The organism is Corynebacterium sp. HMSC066C02 (assembly GCF_001814945.1).
Lineage (GTDB): Bacteria > Actinomycetota > Actinomycetes > Mycobacteriales > Mycobacteriaceae > Corynebacterium > Corynebacterium aurimucosum.
Map to the genome: position 1 here is coordinate 105,897 of NZ_KV818450.1, position 17,525 is coordinate 123,421.

The following is a 17,525-nucleotide window of genomic DNA, read 5'->3' on the forward strand; positions in this document are numbered from 1 at the left end:
AGAGCGTGCAAAGGGAATGACTGCGGCGGACACGGCGCGACCGCTCGTCGGCGTGCTTGCCCTGCAGGGTGGTGTGGAGGAACATCTCTCCGTGTTGGAGAGCCTCGGCGCTGAAACACGCCGGGTGCGCCTGCCGCAGGATCTCGACGGGCTGGGCGGAATCATTCTGCCCGGTAGAGAGTCGAGCACCATCGATAAGCTGGCGCGCTCCTTCGGCGTCGCGGAGCCGTTGCGCCGAGCCGTCGAGGGCGGGCTGCCGGTTCTTGCCACCTGCGCGGGGCTCATCTACAGCGCTCGCGACCTGGAGAACCCCGCGTCGGGCCAGCAGACGCTGGGGCTTATCGACGTCACCGTGCGCCGCAACGCCTTCGGGAACCAACGCTTCTCCGAGGAACGTACCGTGCCCGTCACGCTGGGAAGCGAGACTCTCAACATTGAAGCGAGCTTCATCCGCGCGCCCATCGTCACCCGTGTGGGCGAAGGTGTGGAGGCTATCGCTACCGTGCCGCGGGAAGATGGCGAAGCGGTGGTGGGCGTGCGACAGGGCACCGTCACTGCACTGAGCTTCCACCCAGAGGAGAACGGAGACTCCCGTCTCCATGCCGCATGGTTGGCGTCGCTCTAGGCGGAGGCAGCTAATTTAGCCGTTTAACTATCGCTCGATAGTGGTCTGGGCTACATTGAAGGCTAAACGCTGAACAGATCACGTCCAGAAAGGTCCGCTGTGAGCACACCCGCCCCAGAACAAGTCCGCGAAGACATCCGCTTCCTCGGCCGGGTGCTCGGCCGAGTTATCGCGCAGCAGGAGGGCGAGGACGTCTTTGAGCTCGTCGAATCCACCCGCCGCATGGCCTTCGACATCGCGCACGGCGATGCCAAGCCGGAAGATCTCGTCGCTATTTTCCGCGACCTCGACATCACCAAAGTCAACCTCGTGGCGCGAGCGTTCAGCTATTTCGCGCTCATCGCGAACCTAGCGGAGGACTTGGATGACGAGTCCGTCGAGGCGCCGGTTTCCCTGCGCAAGACATTCGCCAAGCTCAAAGAAGAAGGCGTCGCACCTGCCGACGCCGCCTCCGTCATCCGCGGTGCGCACGTTGCCCCCGTTCTCACCGCACACCCCACCGAAACCCGCCGCCGCACGGTTTTCGACACCCAGACCCGCATCAAGAACCTCCTCAAGGAAGCACACCGCGGCGGCGACATGGCGGCGATTGAGAAGGAAATGTACCTGCGCATGACGCTACTGTGGCAGACCGCGCTGATTCGCATCGCCCGTCCCACCCTTGAGGACGAGATTGACGTCGGCCTGCGCTATTACAAGCTTTCGTTGCTCGACCAGGTCCCCGCCCTCAACCGCGCTATCCGTCACGCCATGCGTGAGACCTTTGGCCAGCAGCTTCCCGATTCCCCCGTCGTCCGCCCTGGCTCTTGGATTGGCGGCGACCATGACGGCAACCCCTTTGTCAATGAGCACACCCTGACCTATGCCACCCGCAAAGCCGCGGCGACGGTGCTCCAGTACTACGCCGACGAGCTCGGCGAGCTGGAGCGCGAACTCTCTCTATCAGACCGCTATTCCTCCAGCTCCAAGGAGCTGGGCGCGCTTGCCGACGCCGCCCACAACGACGAAAAATCTCGCGTCGACGAGCCCTATCGCCGGGCCATCTTCGGCATCCGGAAGAAGGTGCTGGCGAGGTTGGAAGGGGAGGCGTCGCCAAGCGCCTATGCGTCTCCGGAGGAGCTCAAGCGGGACCTGGATGTGATCGACCGCTCGCTGCGCCAGTTCAACGATGACATCATCGCCGATGACCGTCTGGCACGGCTGCGTTCGGCGGTGACGACGTTTGGATTCCATCTCTCAACGCTGGATATGCGCCAGAATTCGGAGTCCTTTGAGAACGTCCTCACCGAGGTTTTCGCTGCGGCCAACATCACCCCGGACTACCGCGGGCTGGGGGAGGAAGACAAGGTTGCGTTGCTCGTGCGGGAGTTGCAGACCAACCGCCCGCTGCTTTTCCCGGGATCGGAGGGGACGTTCAGCGAAGATACCGCGAAGGAACTGGGCATCTTCCGTGCAGCGGCACGTGCTGTGCGGGACTTTGGGTCGGAGTCGGTGTCACACTGCATTATTTCTATGACGGGAACGGTCTCCGACATTTTGGAGCCGATGGTGCTGCTCAAGGAGGTGGGGCTGAGCCAGGTAGATGTGGTGCCGCTGTTTGAGACCATCGAGGATTTGAAGGCGGGGGCTGGCATTCTGGAGAAGCTATGGCAGGTGCCCGTGTACCGCGAGCATCTGCGCTCGCGCGGGGATGTGCAAGAGGTTATGTTGGGGTATTCGGATTCCAACAAGGACGGCGGGTATCTGCAGGCGAATTGGGCGCTGTACGACGCCGAATTGGCCCTAGTTGAGCTGTGTGAGCGCCACGGCGTGGAGCTGCGTTTGGCGCATGGCCGTGGTGGTGCGGTGGGCCGCGGCGGTGGCCCGACGTATGATGCGATTCTGGCGCAGCCGAAGGGCGCGGTCTCGGGTTCGGTGCGTATTACTGAGCAGGGCGAGGTGATTTCTGCGAAGTATGGAGCTCCGGAGACCGCGCGCCGTCATTTGGAGGCTTTCGTTTCCGGTGCGTTGGAGGCATCGTTGTTGGATACCGAGCCGATTGCGGATCCCGAGCGGGCCTACGACATCATGCGGGAGCTGGCGGACTTGAGCGGTACGGCGTACTGCCAGCTGGTTGATGACCCCGGGTTTATCGCCTACTTCACCCAGTCCACTCCGCTGCACGAAATCGGCGAGCTTAACCTGGGCTCGCGCCCGACCTCGCGTAAGCAGACCACCGCGATTACGGATTTGCGAGCGATTCCCTGGGTGCTGTCGTGGTCACAGTCCCGCACCAACATTCCGGGCTGGTTCGGCGTGGGCAGTGCGGTGACAGCGTGGGTTAAGCAATCCTCCAGTGGTGAATGTGGAGTAGGACTGGCCAGCGTAGAAGAAGTAAATGCCACTGCGGATGGAGCAGAAACCGGAAAGGCCGGAGTAAAAAGCGGCGATGGAGAAGTGGAGAAGCGCTGGGAGGAGCTGCGTGAGCTGTACCGTACGTGGCCTTTCTTCCGCTCCGTGTTCGCCAACATGGCGCAGGTCATGGCCAAGGCGGAGATGCAGCTGGCACGCCTCTATGCCAACCTGGTTGATGACAAAGAAACCGCGGACCGTATCTTCAGCCTGATTTCCGCGGAGTTTGAACGCACCCGCGAGGTCTACCTCAAGGTCACCGGCAACGCGGAGTTGGTCAGTGAGAACCAGCGCCAGGCGCGGTCGCTCAAGCGGCGCTACCCGTACCTGCTTCCGCTCAACGCCATCCAGTTGGAGCTGCTGTGTCGCTACCGCCGCGGCGACGATCAGTTCCTGGTGTCCAAGACCATCCAGGTCACGATGAATGGTCTCGCCACAGCGCTGCGTAACGCCGGCTAAACCGGCACGCTGAAGGCCCCGCGAGGAGGGGATTTCCTGCGGGGTTCGAGCACTACATGGCAGTGGCGGAATGCCTTCGCGGAAGGTTTAGTTGAAGTGTTAGTTGAAGGCGCTGGTGAAGACCGGAGCGGCGTCATAAGGTGGAATCCATGCCGTCCGCCCGCCGATGCGATCCATGCGGCCACGTGAGGGCGGGGCATCGGGGTCATCGTCGTTGACGCCGTTATGGTACGGACACAGCGGCACCAGGTTGAGGATGTTGGTGGGCCCGCCGCGGGCCCAGGCTTTGATGTGGTGGATTTGGCACTTCTCAAAGGGAACTTTGCAGCCCTCCCACGCACAGCACGGGTTCTCCGCAGCTAGGGCGAGGCGTTGTTTGGCCGTGGCGAAGCGCTGGAAACGAAACACATCGAGTGGGCCATGCTCGCGGCTGACCGCCACAATAACTCCCTTGTCCAGCAGAGCGCGCTCCACTAGCTGCGAGCCGGTCATCGTCGCGCCACTTGTTGTGCGGACGATGAATTCTTCGCCATCCTTGTCGGTATTGCCCTTGAGCAGCTCTGCGTAGTCATCGAGCTGCAGGACCGCCATGGTGGCAACCTCAGTTTTGACGCCACCGCCCTCCAGATTCTCCAAGAAACTCTCGCCGGGGCGTTCCTGGTCGATGCCTTCAAAGACACCGGTCAGCTGCAGCGAGTCCGCAGTTACCGTGAGGGTGGCCAGGCCATTGCCGTGCTGGGTGAGCTTGGCACGCTCGGCATACGTGCGGGGCTTGCGCATCTGACGCAGTCTCTTGCGCGCTACCTTTTCCACCAGCTCCGCGCTGGTCTGGCACAGCTCTACCCGCAAATCCCACGCTTTGTTATGGTCCCGGACTTTGGCAACGAAGTGCTCGATAAGCTGCAAGGTCACCAGCCCGTGCCCGCGCCGGCGGGCGGCTTCAACCGCCGTGCGCTGCTTCTTCGTCGAAGAGGTGTGCCCGAAGTAGGTGTGGTGGAGGGAGAGGAACACGGTGGCGTCGGCAGACGTGGCTCCGAAAGACACTAAGTCAGATTCAGACAGGCCCGCGCACTCGGCCACCAGGTCAATGGCGCGGCCGAGGGCGGCGAAGAACGTCTGAACTCTCATGAACCTCAGAGTAAAAGCGCCGCACCCTGCCAACAAGGGCGAGCTCCCGCCCGCCACGAAATCTGTGGATAACTTCTCGGGGGTGCTAAGCCAAGTTGTTCACTATATCGAGGAACTCTTCGGCATACGCCAGCTGCTTGGACAGCTTCTCGTAGCGCGTACGTGCCTCCAGTTGGACGCGAGCGACAGTCTCGCGCGCAGCCGGCGTGGAAGAATTAGCGGCCTCAAGAAATGAGCGCATATCTTCCAGCGAAAACCCCAGCGGCTTCATGCGGCGGACTAGCAAAATGCGGTGCAGATCCTCTTCGCTGTACAGACGGAAGCCTCCGGGGCTGCGGTGAGAGGGAGAGACTAGCCCGACGGAGTCGTAGTGGCGCAATGTGGGTAGTGAAATGCCGGTGCGCTCGGCTATCTCGCCGATTTTGTAGCCAGATTCAGCCATGGCTTTCCTCCTTAGGGACCATGTTTTGTCGCGCGCCTATGCAGCGGTTAAAGTTATGCAAGTCCAAAACCCTAAAGCTACTTGAGGGTTAAGCTCGGGGGATACGAACGACAGGATTGCTATGACTGAAACTACCACGGTCACTGAAGCGCCCATGGGTGTTGTGGCCTCCTTCCGCTATGCCTTTTCCTCAGCTACGCGACTGCGCATCGAGGTGTTGGCCGGACTAGCCGTTGCCTTGGCGCTGATTCCGGAGGCGATTGCGTTTTCCATCCTCGCCGGGGTGAGCCCGGCGGTGGGTTTGTTCTCTTCCGTGATTATGGCTGTGGTGATTGCCTTTACTGGCGGCCGCCCGGCAATGATTTCCGCAGCAACTGGTGCTATCGCCCTTGTAGTGGCACCGGTGGCACAAGACCACGGCCTGGATTATCTCGTGGCCACAGTCATGCTGGGCGGGGTGCTTCAGATTGTGCTCGCGCTGTTGGGCGTGCCCAAGCTGCAACGCTTTATCCCACGCTCCGTGATGCTGGGGTTTGTCAATGCGCTGGGTATTCTCATATTTACAGCACAGTTGGAGCACCTTATCGATGTGCCGTGGATGGTCTATGTTCTCGTCGTCGTGGGGCTCGGCATCATGGTGGGCTTTCCCAAGATTACTGCTGCGGTGCCAGCTCCACTGGTGACGATTGTTGTGTTGACAGCTGCGGTGGTTCTGGCGGGCCTTAATGTTCCGCGCGTGCGCGATATGGGCGATCTACCGACTTCGCTGCCGGCGCTGTTCTGGCCGAACGTGCCGCTAAATCTGGAGACCGTCAAGATTATTGCGCCGTATGCGCTGGCAGTGGCCGTGGTGGGGTTGATGGAATCGCTGATGACTGCCAAGCTTGTCGACGACATCACGGATACCCACTCCAACAAAACCCGTGAAAGCTGGGGACAAGGCGTGTCGAACATCGCTACCGGACTGTTCGGGGGAATGGGAGGCTGCGCGATGATTGGCCAGACCATGATCAATGTCCGCGAGTCCGGGGCGCGCACACGCTTGTCCACGCTGGTTGCCGGTTCTTTCCTACTAGTTCTCATCTTGGCGTTGGGGGACATTGTTGGCCAGATCCCAATGGCAGCGCTGGTAGCCATCATGATCATGGTTTCGGTAGGCACCGTGGACTGGCACTCAGTGCACCCGCGCACGCTAAAATTTATGCCGCTGTCGGAAACCGTGGTGATGCTGGTGACCATGGCTGGCACGTTGGTGACGCATAACCTGGCGGTCGGCGTAGTGCTCGGTGTGCTGGCAGCGATGGTGAGCTTTGCCCGCCGCGTGGCTCATTTGGTGCGAGTGGATGCTTCCGAGCTTGTCGACGGTGTACGGTCCTACCAGCTGCACGGACAGCTTTTCTGGGCGTCGTCGAATGACTTGGTGTACCAATTTGATTACACCGATGAGGCTGAGCACATTGTCATCGACCTCACCGGTGCCGAGGTGTGGGATGCTTCCACGGTTGCTACCTTGGACGGCATTACTAGCAAGTTCCACGAAAAGGGCAAGACCGTGGACATCGTCGGCTTAAACGGCCCGAGCCGGCATCGCTTGGAGCAGCTCACCGGACGCCTTGATGGTGGGCACTAGTGCCATCGGGGAACTAGGCATCGGGGAACTAGGCACCGGCGAGGCCGCGGCGCTTGAGCAGCGGCGCAACGTCCTTGTCGCGGCCGCGGAACTCGCGGTAAGCCTCCGTGAAGTCGCGGGATGCGCCCTTCGACAGGATGACATCGCGGAACTTTTGGCCGGCCTCGCGAAGGTCGGTTTGCTCCTTGAACCACTCGAAACCATCGGCATCGAGGGCCTCGGCCCAGAGATAGGAGTAGTAGCCCGCGGAGTAGCCACCGGCGAAGATGTGGTTGAAGTAGGTCGAGCGATAGCGCGGCGCAATGAGCTCGTTGTCTAGCCCGGCCGCGCGCAGGGCCTCGGCCTCGAACTCGGCGATGGCCTCCGGTGTAGCTTCCAACTCGGCGGCCTCCGACGCGCTCAGGGAATGCCACGCGAGGTCGATGATCGACGCCCCCAGATACTCCGAGGTGGCGAATCCCTGGCCGAACTCGGAGGCGGCGGAGATGGCGTCGAGAAGCTCGTCCGGAATAGGTTCGCCCGTCTCCACGTGGCGGGCGTACTCCTTGACCAAGTTCTTATCCAGTGCCCAGTTCTCGTTGATCTGCGAAGGGAATTCCACCCAGTCACGCGGCACGTTGGTGCCGGCGAAGGTGGGGTAGCGGACGTCGGAAAGCAGACCGTGCAGGGCGTGACCGAATTCGTGGAAGACGGTGCGGACCTCATCCATGCTCAGCAGCGGTTGGGAGCCGTCGGCGGGCTTGGTGATGCCCATGACGTTGACGATGACCGGCTTGCGCTCCAGCAGTCGGGACTGCCCCACGAACTCGCTCATCCATGCGCCGCCGCGCTTGGTGGGGCGCCCGAAGTAGTCGGTGAGGAGGAGACCGATCCCGTGCGAGTCCTTTTCCCCGTGCGGGACGGAACCGTCCCGCACCTCCCACACGCGAACCCCCTCCGCGTAGCCCTCGAGGTCATCGCGCGGGATAACGGTGATGCCGTAGAGACGTTCGGCGGCGGCAAAGACGCCCTTCTCTAGGACCTGGTCCAGCGGGAAGTACTTGCGCAGCTCCTCCTCGTCGAGGGAGAAGTCGCGGGCGCGGACCTTGGATTCCCAGTAGGGCCAGTCGGCGGCGGTGAATCCCTGGCTGTTGAGCTCAGCCTCTTCAGCGAGGAGCTTCTGCTCGCCTTCGGCATTGGCCGCGGCGGCGGGGGAGAGGTCGAAGAGCATGGTGCGGGCAGCGTCGGCAGTCGCGGCGGTTTCCTCGGCGATGACGTAGTCGGCATGCGTGGCAAAGCCCAGCAGTTCGGCGCGCTCAGCGCGCAGTTGGACGGCCTCGATGAGCCCCGGGATGTTGTTCTCGGAGCCCCTGCTTGCCGACGCCCCATACAACCTCCCCCTCGCATCCTCCCGCGCCAGGCGGCTTAGCTCCGATTGCACGGTCGGCAGCTCCAGCGGGATGGCATAGCCCTCGCGGCCAAGCGCCTCAGCGTCGGCTTTGGCGGAAGCGATGCGCTCGGCGGGCAGGCCTTCGAGTTCCTCCTCGGTGAAGGAGACCGCGCGCTCGCGGGTAGATGCCATGAGGTTGCGGCCAAATTCCTCCGACAGTGCAGAAAGGCGCTGGTTGATCTCAGACAGGCGGGCCTTGCCAGTCGCATCGAGATCGGCACCCTTGCGGGCAAAGGTGCGCAGGAGGTGGTCGTGGAGGCGCTGGCCTTCCGCGTCGTCGGCAGGCGGCGTCGCCTCCTTGATGCGCGCGTAGAGAACCTCGTTCTGGTACATCGCGTCGTAGTGCGCGGACAGGCGCGGGTAGATGTCGGCGGCGATCTCCTCCATCTCCTCGGTGACATCCGTACCGGAGAGGTTGCCGAAGACCGCCATGACGCGGTCGAGGTCCTGGCCGGATCGCTCGAGCGCCTCCACGGTGTTTTCCCACGTAGGCGCGGCGGGGTTGTCGGTGATGGAGGCGATCTCGGCGTCGTGAAGCGCGAGTGCTTCGTCGAAAGCGGGGCGGTAGTGCTCTACCTTGATCTCCGCAAACGGCGGGAGCTGATAGGGCAGCGTAGAGGGGGTCAGTAGTGGGTTAGTCATAAGAAACCACCGTACCTAATAAGCTCCGCCCTATGTGATGGCTTTCACTATGAGCCCATGAGGACTGGCGTGCGTTCCCCGCGTGGAGTGGTGGCACGGTACACCAGGACGATGTCGAGAACCAGGAACGCCGCCAAGGTGATTCCTAAGAGCGGCAGGAAGACGCCCACGGTGGCCGCGAAAAGCGCGCCCAGTCCTGTGGTGGCCCAGGAGAAGTGGGCAGTCGGGAGGAAGCGTGGGCGACGTTTCCACCACATGTAGTACCCCAGCACCACGAGAGCGGCGGTGGCGAGACCCAGCGTGAGTAGCGCAATCTGCAATGGCAGCCCGAACATGATGCCCATGTGCAGGTAGATGCCCCAGCTGCTGAGCTTGCTAAACAGCGGCAGGCTGGAGAAAGGCTGGCGGTCGATGACGTCGCCGGTGGCGCCATCTACCGAAATTGCATCGGAGGTGGTGCGCCATTCCACCCAGCGTTCGCTGACCTGCCAGGCGGAGTGGGCGTCCTCCGGTGGGTACATACGTAGCGGGCCGGTGAGTCCCTCGGCGCGGCCGGTGGCGAAGACGCGCTCGGCCTCGGCAGCTATGTTCGTGCTTGACGATGCCCCTCCAACCCCATGCCCTTCATGACCTTCATGCATGGTGTGCTCATGCGTTTCAGCGGTGGTGCCGGGGAGGGCAGTCTCGATGGGGGTGGCCTTCCACTGCATGCGCTCCACTAGGGAATCAACGTTGTCGCCGGCCAGTCCCGACCACGTGATACCGGTGGCAGAGAGACCAAGCAGACCAATGAAGATCCAGGCGCCGACGGTGGAATGCAGACGGGTGGCCTTCCAGCGGGCAGAGCGCTTCGGCTGCTGAGCGGCGTTCCCGGTTGCCTTGTTCTTCGGGCGGCGGCGAATCCACCACATATAAAGACCGCCGCAGGCCATGACCCATAGCCAGGAGGCGGCCAACTCTGAGTAGAGCTCACCGACCTTGCCCAAGTGGAAGCTTTCGTGCAGGGAGGAAATCCAGCGGCGCAGCGGCATCTCGCCCAGGCCGGAGTAGGTGGGGTAGTCCCCGATGACCTCGGCGTTGGCCGGATTGATGAAGACGGTGCGCTGGAGGCTTTCATCGATACTGTCATCAGACACCAACACGCGCGTGGAATCCGTGGGGTTGGTTGCTGGCCAGACTTGGGACACAGGCATGTCTGGGTGCTCGTGCTGTGCGGCCTGGATTTGTTCTTCCAAGCTCACGGGGCGCTCGACCGCCGGAACGGACATGACGTCGTGGTACACCACCTTCTCCAGGGTGGGTGCCATGGCATAGAGGCAGCCAGTCAATGCCGCAACGAGGATGAAGGGGCCGACGAACATACCGCCATAAAAGTGAATGCGCTGAATGAAAGATCGCAGAGCCGTCCGACTCATAGGTAGTGCTCTTTTCAGTGTCTTTGGTGAAGGCCCCTGCTGAACGTTCGCGGGGCGCTCAGCAAAGGGCGATGGACAGGCGCTGATATCAACTGCACTACTAGTCGGAGGCGGTGGCTCCCCAGTTCCCGAAGAATGAACATCTTTTTAACTAATTGGGGTCCTCGGTGTGAACAGGATGAAAACCCCGCGAGATAAGGCGCGAGAAGCAAGAATCAGTCAAGAAAAAGCTCTCGCAGCTCAACGGGTAAAAATAGCGTCGCGGAGTGCTGTTTAGGCCTGTTTGTGGTTAATGAAGCAAGAAAAGACCGCCTCGAACTCCAGGGAGGAGACGAAGCGGTCTTTTGTTAAGTGCCTAGCGCCGAATTACTTCTTCAGGCCATCAATGATGTCGTTGAAGGCAGCGACTGGGCGCATGACCTCGGCTAGCTTCTCCTCGTTCGGGGCGTAGTAGCCGCCGAGGTCGACGGGGGAGCCTTGGACGTCGAGAAGCGCCTGCTCAATCTCGCCTGCCTTGGCCTCGAGGGACTCAGCAACTGGCTTGAAAGCCTCGGCCAGCTCGGCGTCGTCGGTCTGTGCAGCCAGCTCCTTGGCCCAGTTAAGGGTCAGGAAGAAGTGGGAGCCGCGGTTGTCGTTCTCGCCGACCTTGCGGGACGGGGACTTGCCCTCATCCAGCAGGGTCTCGGTGGCCTTGTCCAACGCTGCGGCCAGGACACCTGCCTTGGCGTTGCCGTTGGTGTTGTGCTCGTGGCGGAAGGACTCAGCCAGAGCCAGGAACTCACCGAGGGAATCCCAGCGCAAGTGGTTCTCCTCCTGGACCTGCTGGACGTGCTTCGGAGCGGAGCCGCCGGCACCGGTCTCGAACAGGCCACCGCCAGCCATGAGCGGAACCACAGACAGCATCTTTGCGGAGGTGCCTAGCTCGAGGATGGGGAAGAGGTCGGTGTTGTAGTCACGCAGAACGTTGCCGGTGACCGAGATGGTGTCCTCGCCCTTGCGGATGCGCTCGACGGAGATCTTGGTCGCGGTGACCGGATCCTCGATGGAGATGTCGAGACCCTCGGTGTCGTGGTCCTGCAGGTACTTGTTGACCAGCTCGATGAGGTTGGCGTCGTGGCCGCGCTCCGGGTCGAGCCAGAAGATGGCCTTCATGCCGGACAGGCGAGCACGGTTGACGGCCAGCTTGACCCAGTCCTGGATCGGGGCGTCCTTGGTCTGGCAAGCGCGCCAGATGTCGCCCTCCTCCACGTCGTGGGAGATAAGGGCCTCACCCTTGGAGTTGCGGACCTCAACGGTGCCGGCAGCCGGCACCTTGAAGGTCTTGTTGTGGGAGCCGTACTCCTCAGCCTTCTGTGCCATGAGGCCGACGTTCGGGACGGTACCCATGGTGGTCGGATCGTAGGCGCCGTTAGCCTTGCAGTCCTCGATGACTGCCTGGTAAACGCCGGCGTAGGAGGAATCCGGGATGACGGCGAGGGTGTCCTGCTCCTCGTCGTTCTTGTTCCACATGTGGCCGGAGGTGCGGATCATAGCCGGCATGGAGGCATCGATGATGACGTCGGACGGAACGTGCAGGTTGGTAATACCCTTGTGGGAGTTGACCATGGCGAGGTCCGGACCGTCGACAAGCGCGTCGTCGAAGGCAGCCTTGATCTCAGCACCGTTCTCGAGCTTGTCCAGACCCTCGTAGATAGCGCCCAGGCCGTTCTCGCCGTTGAGGCCAGCAGCCTCGAGCTCCTCGCCGTACTTCTCAAAGACATCAGCGAAGAAAGCGCGGACGACATGGCCGAAGATGATGGGGTCAGACACCTTCATCATGGTGGCCTTGAGGTGAGCGGAGAAGAGCACGCCCTCTTCCTTGGCACGGGCAACCTGAGCCTTGAGGAACTCGTCGAGTGCCTTGGCGGACATGAAGGTGCCGTCGATGACCTCGCCCTTGAGGACCGGCAGCTTCTCCAGCAGGGGCTGCTCGCCCTCGGCGGTCTTCAGAACGATGGAGAGGGTGTCCTCCTCCGGCATGATGACGGACTTCTCGTTGTGGCGGAAGTCGTTAGCGTCCATGGTGGCCACGTTGGTCTTGGAATCAGCGGACCACGCGCCCATCTTGTGCGGGTTCTTCTTAGCAAAGTTCTTGACTGCAATCGGGGCGCGGCGGTCGGAGTTGCCCTCACGCAGAACCGGGTTCACAGCGGAGCCCTTGACGGCGTCGTACTTCTCCTGAGCCTCTTCGTACTCCGGGAGATCAAAACCGGCTGCCTGCAGCTCAGCGATGGCCTTCTTCAGCTGCACCAGGGAAGCGGAGATGTTCGGCAGCTTAATGATGTTGGCTTCCGGCGTCTTGGCCAGCTCGCCGAGCTCAGCCAGGGCATCGGAGACCTTCTTGTCACCAAGGCGCTCCGGGAACTGGGCCAGGATGCGGCCGGCTAGGGAAATGTCGCGGGTTTCCACCTCGATGCCTGCGGTGGACGCGAAGGCCTCCACGACGGGCTTGAAGGAGTAGGTCGCCAGCAACGGCGCCTCGTCGGTACGGGTCCAGATAATCTTTGCCATGGTTCTCCTAAAGAAGTTGAAAACTGTTCAACCTCACAGGATACCTGTCTTATTTTCTCGCGGTGCCGGTCCCCCTGTGACTCGCGCCACCCGCGGGAGGGGTCTGTGTACTTGGCACAGCCTTTCCGGCTGGACTTACGAGCTCGGGAGGGGAAGTACTAAGGTCTGCCCCCGTGAAACCGATGAATACCAGTATCCAACGCCGTCCCGTCCCGCGCCAGACGGAAATCTCCGCGACGCGCCGCACCATCGTGATGATCGCCATGGCGCTGGGTGCCTTCGCCATCGGCACCACCGAGTTCACCTCGATGGGCCTGCTGCCACTCATCGCGGATGATTTCGGTATTACGGAAGACACGGCGTCGGTGGTTATCTCCGTCTATGCGCTTGGTGTCGTCGTGGGCGCGCCAGTGATTGCGGCGCTCACGGGCAAACTTCCACGCCGCCGACTGATTATCCTGCTCATAGGCTTTCTACTCGTGGGTAACCTGCTGACGGCCCTGGCCCCGAACTACGGTGTTCTGCTGGTGGCGCGCTTCATTGCGGGTCTGCCGCATGGCGCATACTTTTCCGTAGCTAATCTGGCGGCGGCCTCGATGGCCCCACCGGGCAAGCAAGGGTTTGCCATGTCGATGGTGGGCATGGGGCTTTCCGTTGCCACCGTGATCGGTGTCCCGGCAGCCCAAGCGTTGGGCCAGGGACTGGGCTGGCATTCGGCGTACTACTTAGTCGTGGTCCTTGCAGCCTTAACGATGGTGCTGCTCTTTTTTCTCTTCCCGCACATGACGCGTATGCCGGAAACGGATATGTTCACCGAGCTCGGCGCGCTGAAGAACAGCCAGGTTCTGCTCACCGTATTCCTCGGCACCGTCGGCTTTGGCGGCATGTTCGCCGTCTACACCTACATCACGTGGACCATGACGGAGGTCGCCGGTATGGACCCGAACCACACCTGGATTGTGCTCATGGCCTATGGCATCGGTATGACTGTCGGCAACGTTGCTGGCGGTGCGCTGGCGGACCGAAACCTGGAATTTGGCATCATCTTTGCTCTCATCTGCATGGTCGGTGTGTCCGTGGCCTTCTACTTCCTGGCGCACAACGCGTGGGCGGGCACGATTGCCTTTGGTGTCTTGGCCTTCTTCGGCTCCATCCTCGTTCCTTCCCTGCAGTTGCGCTTGGTGAACGTGGCGGGGGATGCGCAGACCCTCGCGGCGGCGTTGAACCAGTCCGCCCTCAACATCGCCAATGCGGCGGGCGCGGCTATCGGCGGTGCGGTCGTGGGCGCAGGTTATTCCTATAACTCCACCGCCCTCGCTGGTGCGGGGTTGGCGGTGGCCGGCTGCATCACCTGGGTTATCACCATGTGGGACAAGCGCCGCCTAGCCCCTTCCGTGAAGATTATTGAACAGAGTTAGACTGGCCGGCATGAGTTTCACCATCGCCTCCGTCAACGTTAACGGCATCCGCGCGGCCTGCAAACAGCGCAATGAGAACAACCCGGGTATGAACGCGTGGTTGGAGACCACGCCGGCCGACGTCGTCCTCATGCAGGAGGTGCGCGCCAACCCCGAGCAGACCCAGAAGGCCCTGGCCCCAGCCCTGGAGGCCGGATGGAACCTGGTGCAGGCCGAATCCGCCGCCAAGGGCCGCGCGGGTGTGGGAATCCTATCGAAGCACGCGCTTGGCGACGTCTCCGTGGGCTTCGGCTCCTTCGCCGAATCCGGCCGCTTCATCGCCGCCACCGTGGAAGGCGTGCGCGTGGCCTCTTTGTATCTGCCCTCCGGCGATACTGATTCCCCGAAGCAGGATGAGAAGTACCTTTTCTTGGATGAATTCTCTGAAGTTTTGGATGAGATGGCAGCGACGTATCCGGAGTCTGTTATCGGCGGTGATTGGAACATCTGCCACCGCGCCCAGGACTTGAAGAACAACAAGCCCAACGAGAAGAAGTCCGGACACTTGCCGGAGGAGCGAGCCTTCATGGACCGCGTTTTTGGCTCTTTCCCGGATGATGAGCCCCAGGAGAAGAAGGGGCTTGGGGACTGGCTCGGCGTGGTGGACTACGAGACCAAGACCGCCTGGAAGGCGGCCAAGGATCCGCAGTGGTTTGACGTCGCCAGGCGCCTGCACCCGGAGGCCGAGGGGCCCTATACCTGGTGGACCTACCGCGGCCAGGCTTTCAACAACGACGCCGGGTGGCGCATTGACTATCAGGCTGCCACGAAGGCCATGCTGGAGCGCGCGCAGCGCACGTGGGTGGAGAAGGCGCCGACGGTGGAGGAGCGCTGGTCCGATCACTCTCCGCTTCTGGTGGAGTACAAGTAGCCCACACCAAGTAGTGGTACGATAATCCCGTCTTAACGTCCTTTTCTATTTCGCAGGAGATGCTCATGACCCGCGCAATCATCTACTTTGTCCTCGGCGCTATTCTGCTTGCCCTGGGTATCTGGTGGTGGACCATCGTCGGACCGTCCTTTGCCTTCCTTGGCCCGATCGTCCTCCAGGGTGTTGGCGGCGCGTTCATGGTGGCCGGTTTTGCCGTCATGATGGACGTTATTAGCCCGACCTCCCGCAAGATTTAATCGACGCAGCGCCTCCCCGGCGGAGGCGGCAGAGTAGAGTGATCAACCATGACTGACTCCACTTCTGCATCGACCTCCGCTTCTCGAGTCCTCTCTGGCATTCAGCCCACGGCGGACTCCTACCACCTGGGTAACTACCTTGGAGCGCTCAAGCAGTGGATTGACCTGCAAGACTCCCACGAGGCTTTTTACTTCATCCCGGACCTGCACGCCATCACAGTGGAGCAGAACCCGGAGGAGCTGCGCCACCGCACCGTGGCGGGCGCCGCGCAGCTCATCGCATTGGGCATTGACCCGGCGAAATCCACCCTCTTCGTACAATCCCACGTCCCCGCACACGCGGAGCTGACGTGGGTTTTGCAGTGCCTGACCGGCTTCGGTGAGGCTTCCCGCATGACCCAGTTCAAGGACAAGTCCCTCAAACAGGGCCAGGACCGCACGTCCGTGGGCCTATTTACCTATCCCGTCCTGATGGCCGCGGATATCCTCCTGTATTCCCCGCACTATGTGCCGGTGGGGGAGGATCAGCGCCAGCACCTTGAGCTCACCCGCAACCTGGCGGAGCGCTTCAACAACAAGTACGGCGAGGTCTTCCGTGTGCCGGAGGCCTTCATTCCGGAAGGTTCGGCCAAGATTTATGACCTGCAGGAGCCAACGGCCAAGATGTCGAAGTCGGGTGCTAACCCGAAGGGCATCGTAAACCTGCTCGATGCTCCCAAGACCTCCGCCAAGCGCATCAAGTCCGCGGTGACCGATGACCTTGGCGTGGTGGCCTTTGACCGCGAGAAGCAGCCCGGTGTGTCCAACCTGCTGGCCATTCAGTCCGCGCTGACTGGCGAGAGCATCCCGGACCTCGTGGACAAGTACGAGGGCCAGGGCTATGGCCACCTGAAGGTGGACACGGCGGAAGCACTTGAGGCTTTCACCACTCCGCTGAAGGCTCGCTACGACGAGCTCATGGAAGACCGCGGCGAGTTGGAGCGTATTTTGGCCAAGGGCGCCGAGCACGCCACGGAGATTGCCACCCCGCTCGTGGACAAGGTCTACGAGGCGGTGGGCTTTCTCCCCGCGCGTCGCGGCTGAGTTGGCTAGCATGATGAAGACTGTGTAGAGGATTCTGTAATTCATAAAAAGGGGAAAGCCTGTGGCGCCAACGACTCAACCCGATGAGAAAAAGACTGATGATTACGGCATCGAGCGTGCTTATGCCGATGAGCCGGGAGCGGTAGATAAGGTCCGCGAGAAGTCCGGTTTTATCGACCACATCATGAAGATGCTGGATCGCTACGGTAGCCAAGGCGGCAACCAGTTCGCGGCCGGAATTACGTATTTCTCGGTTCTTGCTATCTTCCCCATCTTCATGCTCACGGTGGCAGCCATCGCCACCGTGTTGGCCAATCGCCCCGATCTCATGCAACAACTGGAAGAGCAGATCGCGAACGCCGTGTCGGGCGATCTGGGGGATTCGATTACGGAGCTTCTCCATACCGCGATTGAACAGCGCGGTGCGATGTACGGCATCGGTGGCCTCACCACCCTGTGGTCTGGGCTCGGCTGGATGAATAACCTGCGCATCGGCATTTCGGCGATGTGGATGCAGGATCCGACTGACGCCCCGGGCAACTTTGTGACCAAGAAGCTCAGCGACCTGCTGGGGCTCATCGGCCTGCTCGTGGCCATGGTTATCGCCTTCGGCGTGACGGCGGCGGGCTCCTCCGGACTGACCCAAAAGATCTTCGAGTGGGTTGGTATCGAGTCCTTCCCAGGAATGGGAACGGTGCTGGTTATCGCCGGCATCGTGATCGGTCTCATCGCTAACTTCCTCGTCTTCTGGTGGATGGTGGCTTTCCTGCCGCGCACGAAGGTGCCCACCAAGTCTGGTCTGAAGGGCGCGGCTATCGGCGCTGTGATCTTTGAGGCCATCAAACAGCTGTCCACCGTCATCATGTCCTCCGCGGCAGGCAACCCAGCCGGCGCCGTGTTTGGCCCGGTGATCGTCCTCATGGTGGTCATGTACTTGGTCTGGCGCGTCGTGCTTTACGTCTCCGCCTGGACAGCCACCACCGAGGAGTCCCTCGAGCTGCTGGTTCCGCCGGTTCCGGATCAGGCAGTCATCCGCGTCCGCAACGAGATCCGCCAGGGCCCGAACACGGGCGTGACCTTGGGCGCCGGTGCTGCCCTTGGTGCGGCCGCCGCGGGTGCGTGGGCCCTGCTGCGGCGAAAGTAGGG

General features: G+C 61.8%; 13 protein-coding genes. 8 read left to right on the top strand and 5 right to left on the bottom strand.

The annotated features are described in order from the left end of the window. Window positions 1-16 precede the first annotated feature (16 nt). Both pdxT and ppc read left to right on the top strand, forming a co-directional pair. Window positions 17-625, top strand: a complete 609-nt coding sequence (pdxT, locus tag HMPREF2996_RS05910) for a pyridoxal 5'-phosphate synthase glutaminase subunit PdxT (RefSeq protein WP_070730671.1) — start codon at window positions 17-19, stop codon at window positions 623-625. A gap of 69 nt (window positions 626-694) precedes the next feature. Further along, a complete protein-coding gene (gene ppc, locus HMPREF2996_RS05915; protein WP_371441123.1) occupies window positions 695-3,475 on the top strand; it encodes a phosphoenolpyruvate carboxylase in 2,781 nt (926 codons plus the stop codon). A gap of 99 nt (window positions 3,476-3,574) precedes the next feature. On the opposite strand, the gene HMPREF2996_RS05920 is transcribed toward ppc, so the two are convergent. Together HMPREF2996_RS05920 and HMPREF2996_RS05925 are read right to left on the bottom strand one after the other, a co-directional pair. Next, on the bottom strand, window positions 3,575-4,603 hold the full coding sequence (locus tag HMPREF2996_RS05920; protein WP_070530672.1) for an HNH endonuclease signature motif containing protein: 1,029 nt from the start codon (window positions 4,601-4,603) through the stop codon (window positions 3,575-3,577). Window positions 4,604-4,688: 85 nt separating this feature from the next. Then, on the bottom strand, window positions 4,689-5,045 hold the full coding sequence (locus HMPREF2996_RS05925; RefSeq protein ID WP_070530670.1) for a helix-turn-helix domain-containing protein: 357 nt from the start codon (window positions 5,043-5,045) through the stop codon (window positions 4,689-4,691). A gap of 121 nt (window positions 5,046-5,166) precedes the next feature. Here HMPREF2996_RS05925 and HMPREF2996_RS05930 point away from each other — a divergent pair, with 121 nt between their 5' ends. Next, a complete protein-coding gene (locus tag HMPREF2996_RS05930) occupies window positions 5,167-6,675 on the top strand; it encodes a SulP family inorganic anion transporter (protein WP_070530668.1) in 1,509 nt (502 codons plus the stop codon). Between the two features lie 28 nt (window positions 6,676-6,703). Here HMPREF2996_RS05930 and HMPREF2996_RS05935 read toward each other — a convergent pair whose 3' ends face one another. From HMPREF2996_RS05935 to HMPREF2996_RS05945, 3 genes are all read right to left on the bottom strand, one after another. Continuing rightward, window positions 6,704-8,746: a M3 family metallopeptidase gene (locus HMPREF2996_RS05935; RefSeq protein ID WP_070730516.1), complete on the bottom strand. Its 2,043-nt coding sequence runs from the start codon at window positions 8,744-8,746 to the stop codon at window positions 6,704-6,706. 47 nt (window positions 8,747-8,793) lie between these two features. Beyond that, entirely contained in the window at window positions 8,794-10,161 is a 1,368-nt protein-coding gene (locus HMPREF2996_RS05940; protein ID WP_070730517.1) for a PepSY-associated TM helix domain-containing protein, read from the bottom strand. Between the two features lie 366 nt (window positions 10,162-10,527). Then, window positions 10,528-12,711: an NADP-dependent isocitrate dehydrogenase gene (locus HMPREF2996_RS05945; RefSeq protein WP_070730519.1), complete on the bottom strand. Its 2,184-nt coding sequence runs from the start codon at window positions 12,709-12,711 to the stop codon at window positions 10,528-10,530. 182 nt (window positions 12,712-12,893) lie between these two features. On the opposite strand from HMPREF2996_RS05945, the gene HMPREF2996_RS05950 reads away from it, so the two are divergent. The 5 genes from HMPREF2996_RS05950 to HMPREF2996_RS05970 all read left to right on the top strand — a co-directional run bounded on the left by HMPREF2996_RS05950 (window position 12,894) and on the right by HMPREF2996_RS05970 (window position 17,523). Further along, window positions 12,894-14,129 carry an MFS transporter gene (locus HMPREF2996_RS05950; protein WP_210398901.1) on the top strand — a complete coding sequence of 412 codons (1,236 nt, stop codon included), beginning with the start codon at window positions 12,894-12,896 and terminating at the stop codon, window positions 14,127-14,129. A 10-nt stretch (window positions 14,130-14,139) separates the two neighbouring features. Next, window positions 14,140-15,039, top strand: a complete 900-nt coding sequence (locus HMPREF2996_RS05955; RefSeq protein ID WP_070730523.1) for an exodeoxyribonuclease III — start codon at window positions 14,140-14,142, stop codon at window positions 15,037-15,039. A 65-nt stretch (window positions 15,040-15,104) separates the two neighbouring features. Next, window positions 15,105-15,296, top strand: a complete 192-nt coding sequence (locus tag HMPREF2996_RS05960) for a hypothetical protein (protein WP_049157254.1) — start codon at window positions 15,105-15,107, stop codon at window positions 15,294-15,296. Between the two features lie 48 nt (window positions 15,297-15,344). Continuing rightward, window positions 15,345-16,379, top strand: coding sequence for a tryptophan--tRNA ligase (gene trpS, locus HMPREF2996_RS05965; RefSeq protein ID WP_070446415.1), 1,035 nt, complete (start codon window positions 15,345-15,347; stop codon window positions 16,377-16,379). A gap of 61 nt (window positions 16,380-16,440) precedes the next feature. Beyond that, window positions 16,441-17,523, top strand: coding sequence for a YhjD/YihY/BrkB family envelope integrity protein (locus tag HMPREF2996_RS05970; protein ID WP_070521401.1), 1,083 nt, complete (start codon window positions 16,441-16,443; stop codon window positions 17,521-17,523). The last annotated feature ends 2 nt before the right edge of the window (window positions 17,524-17,525 follow it).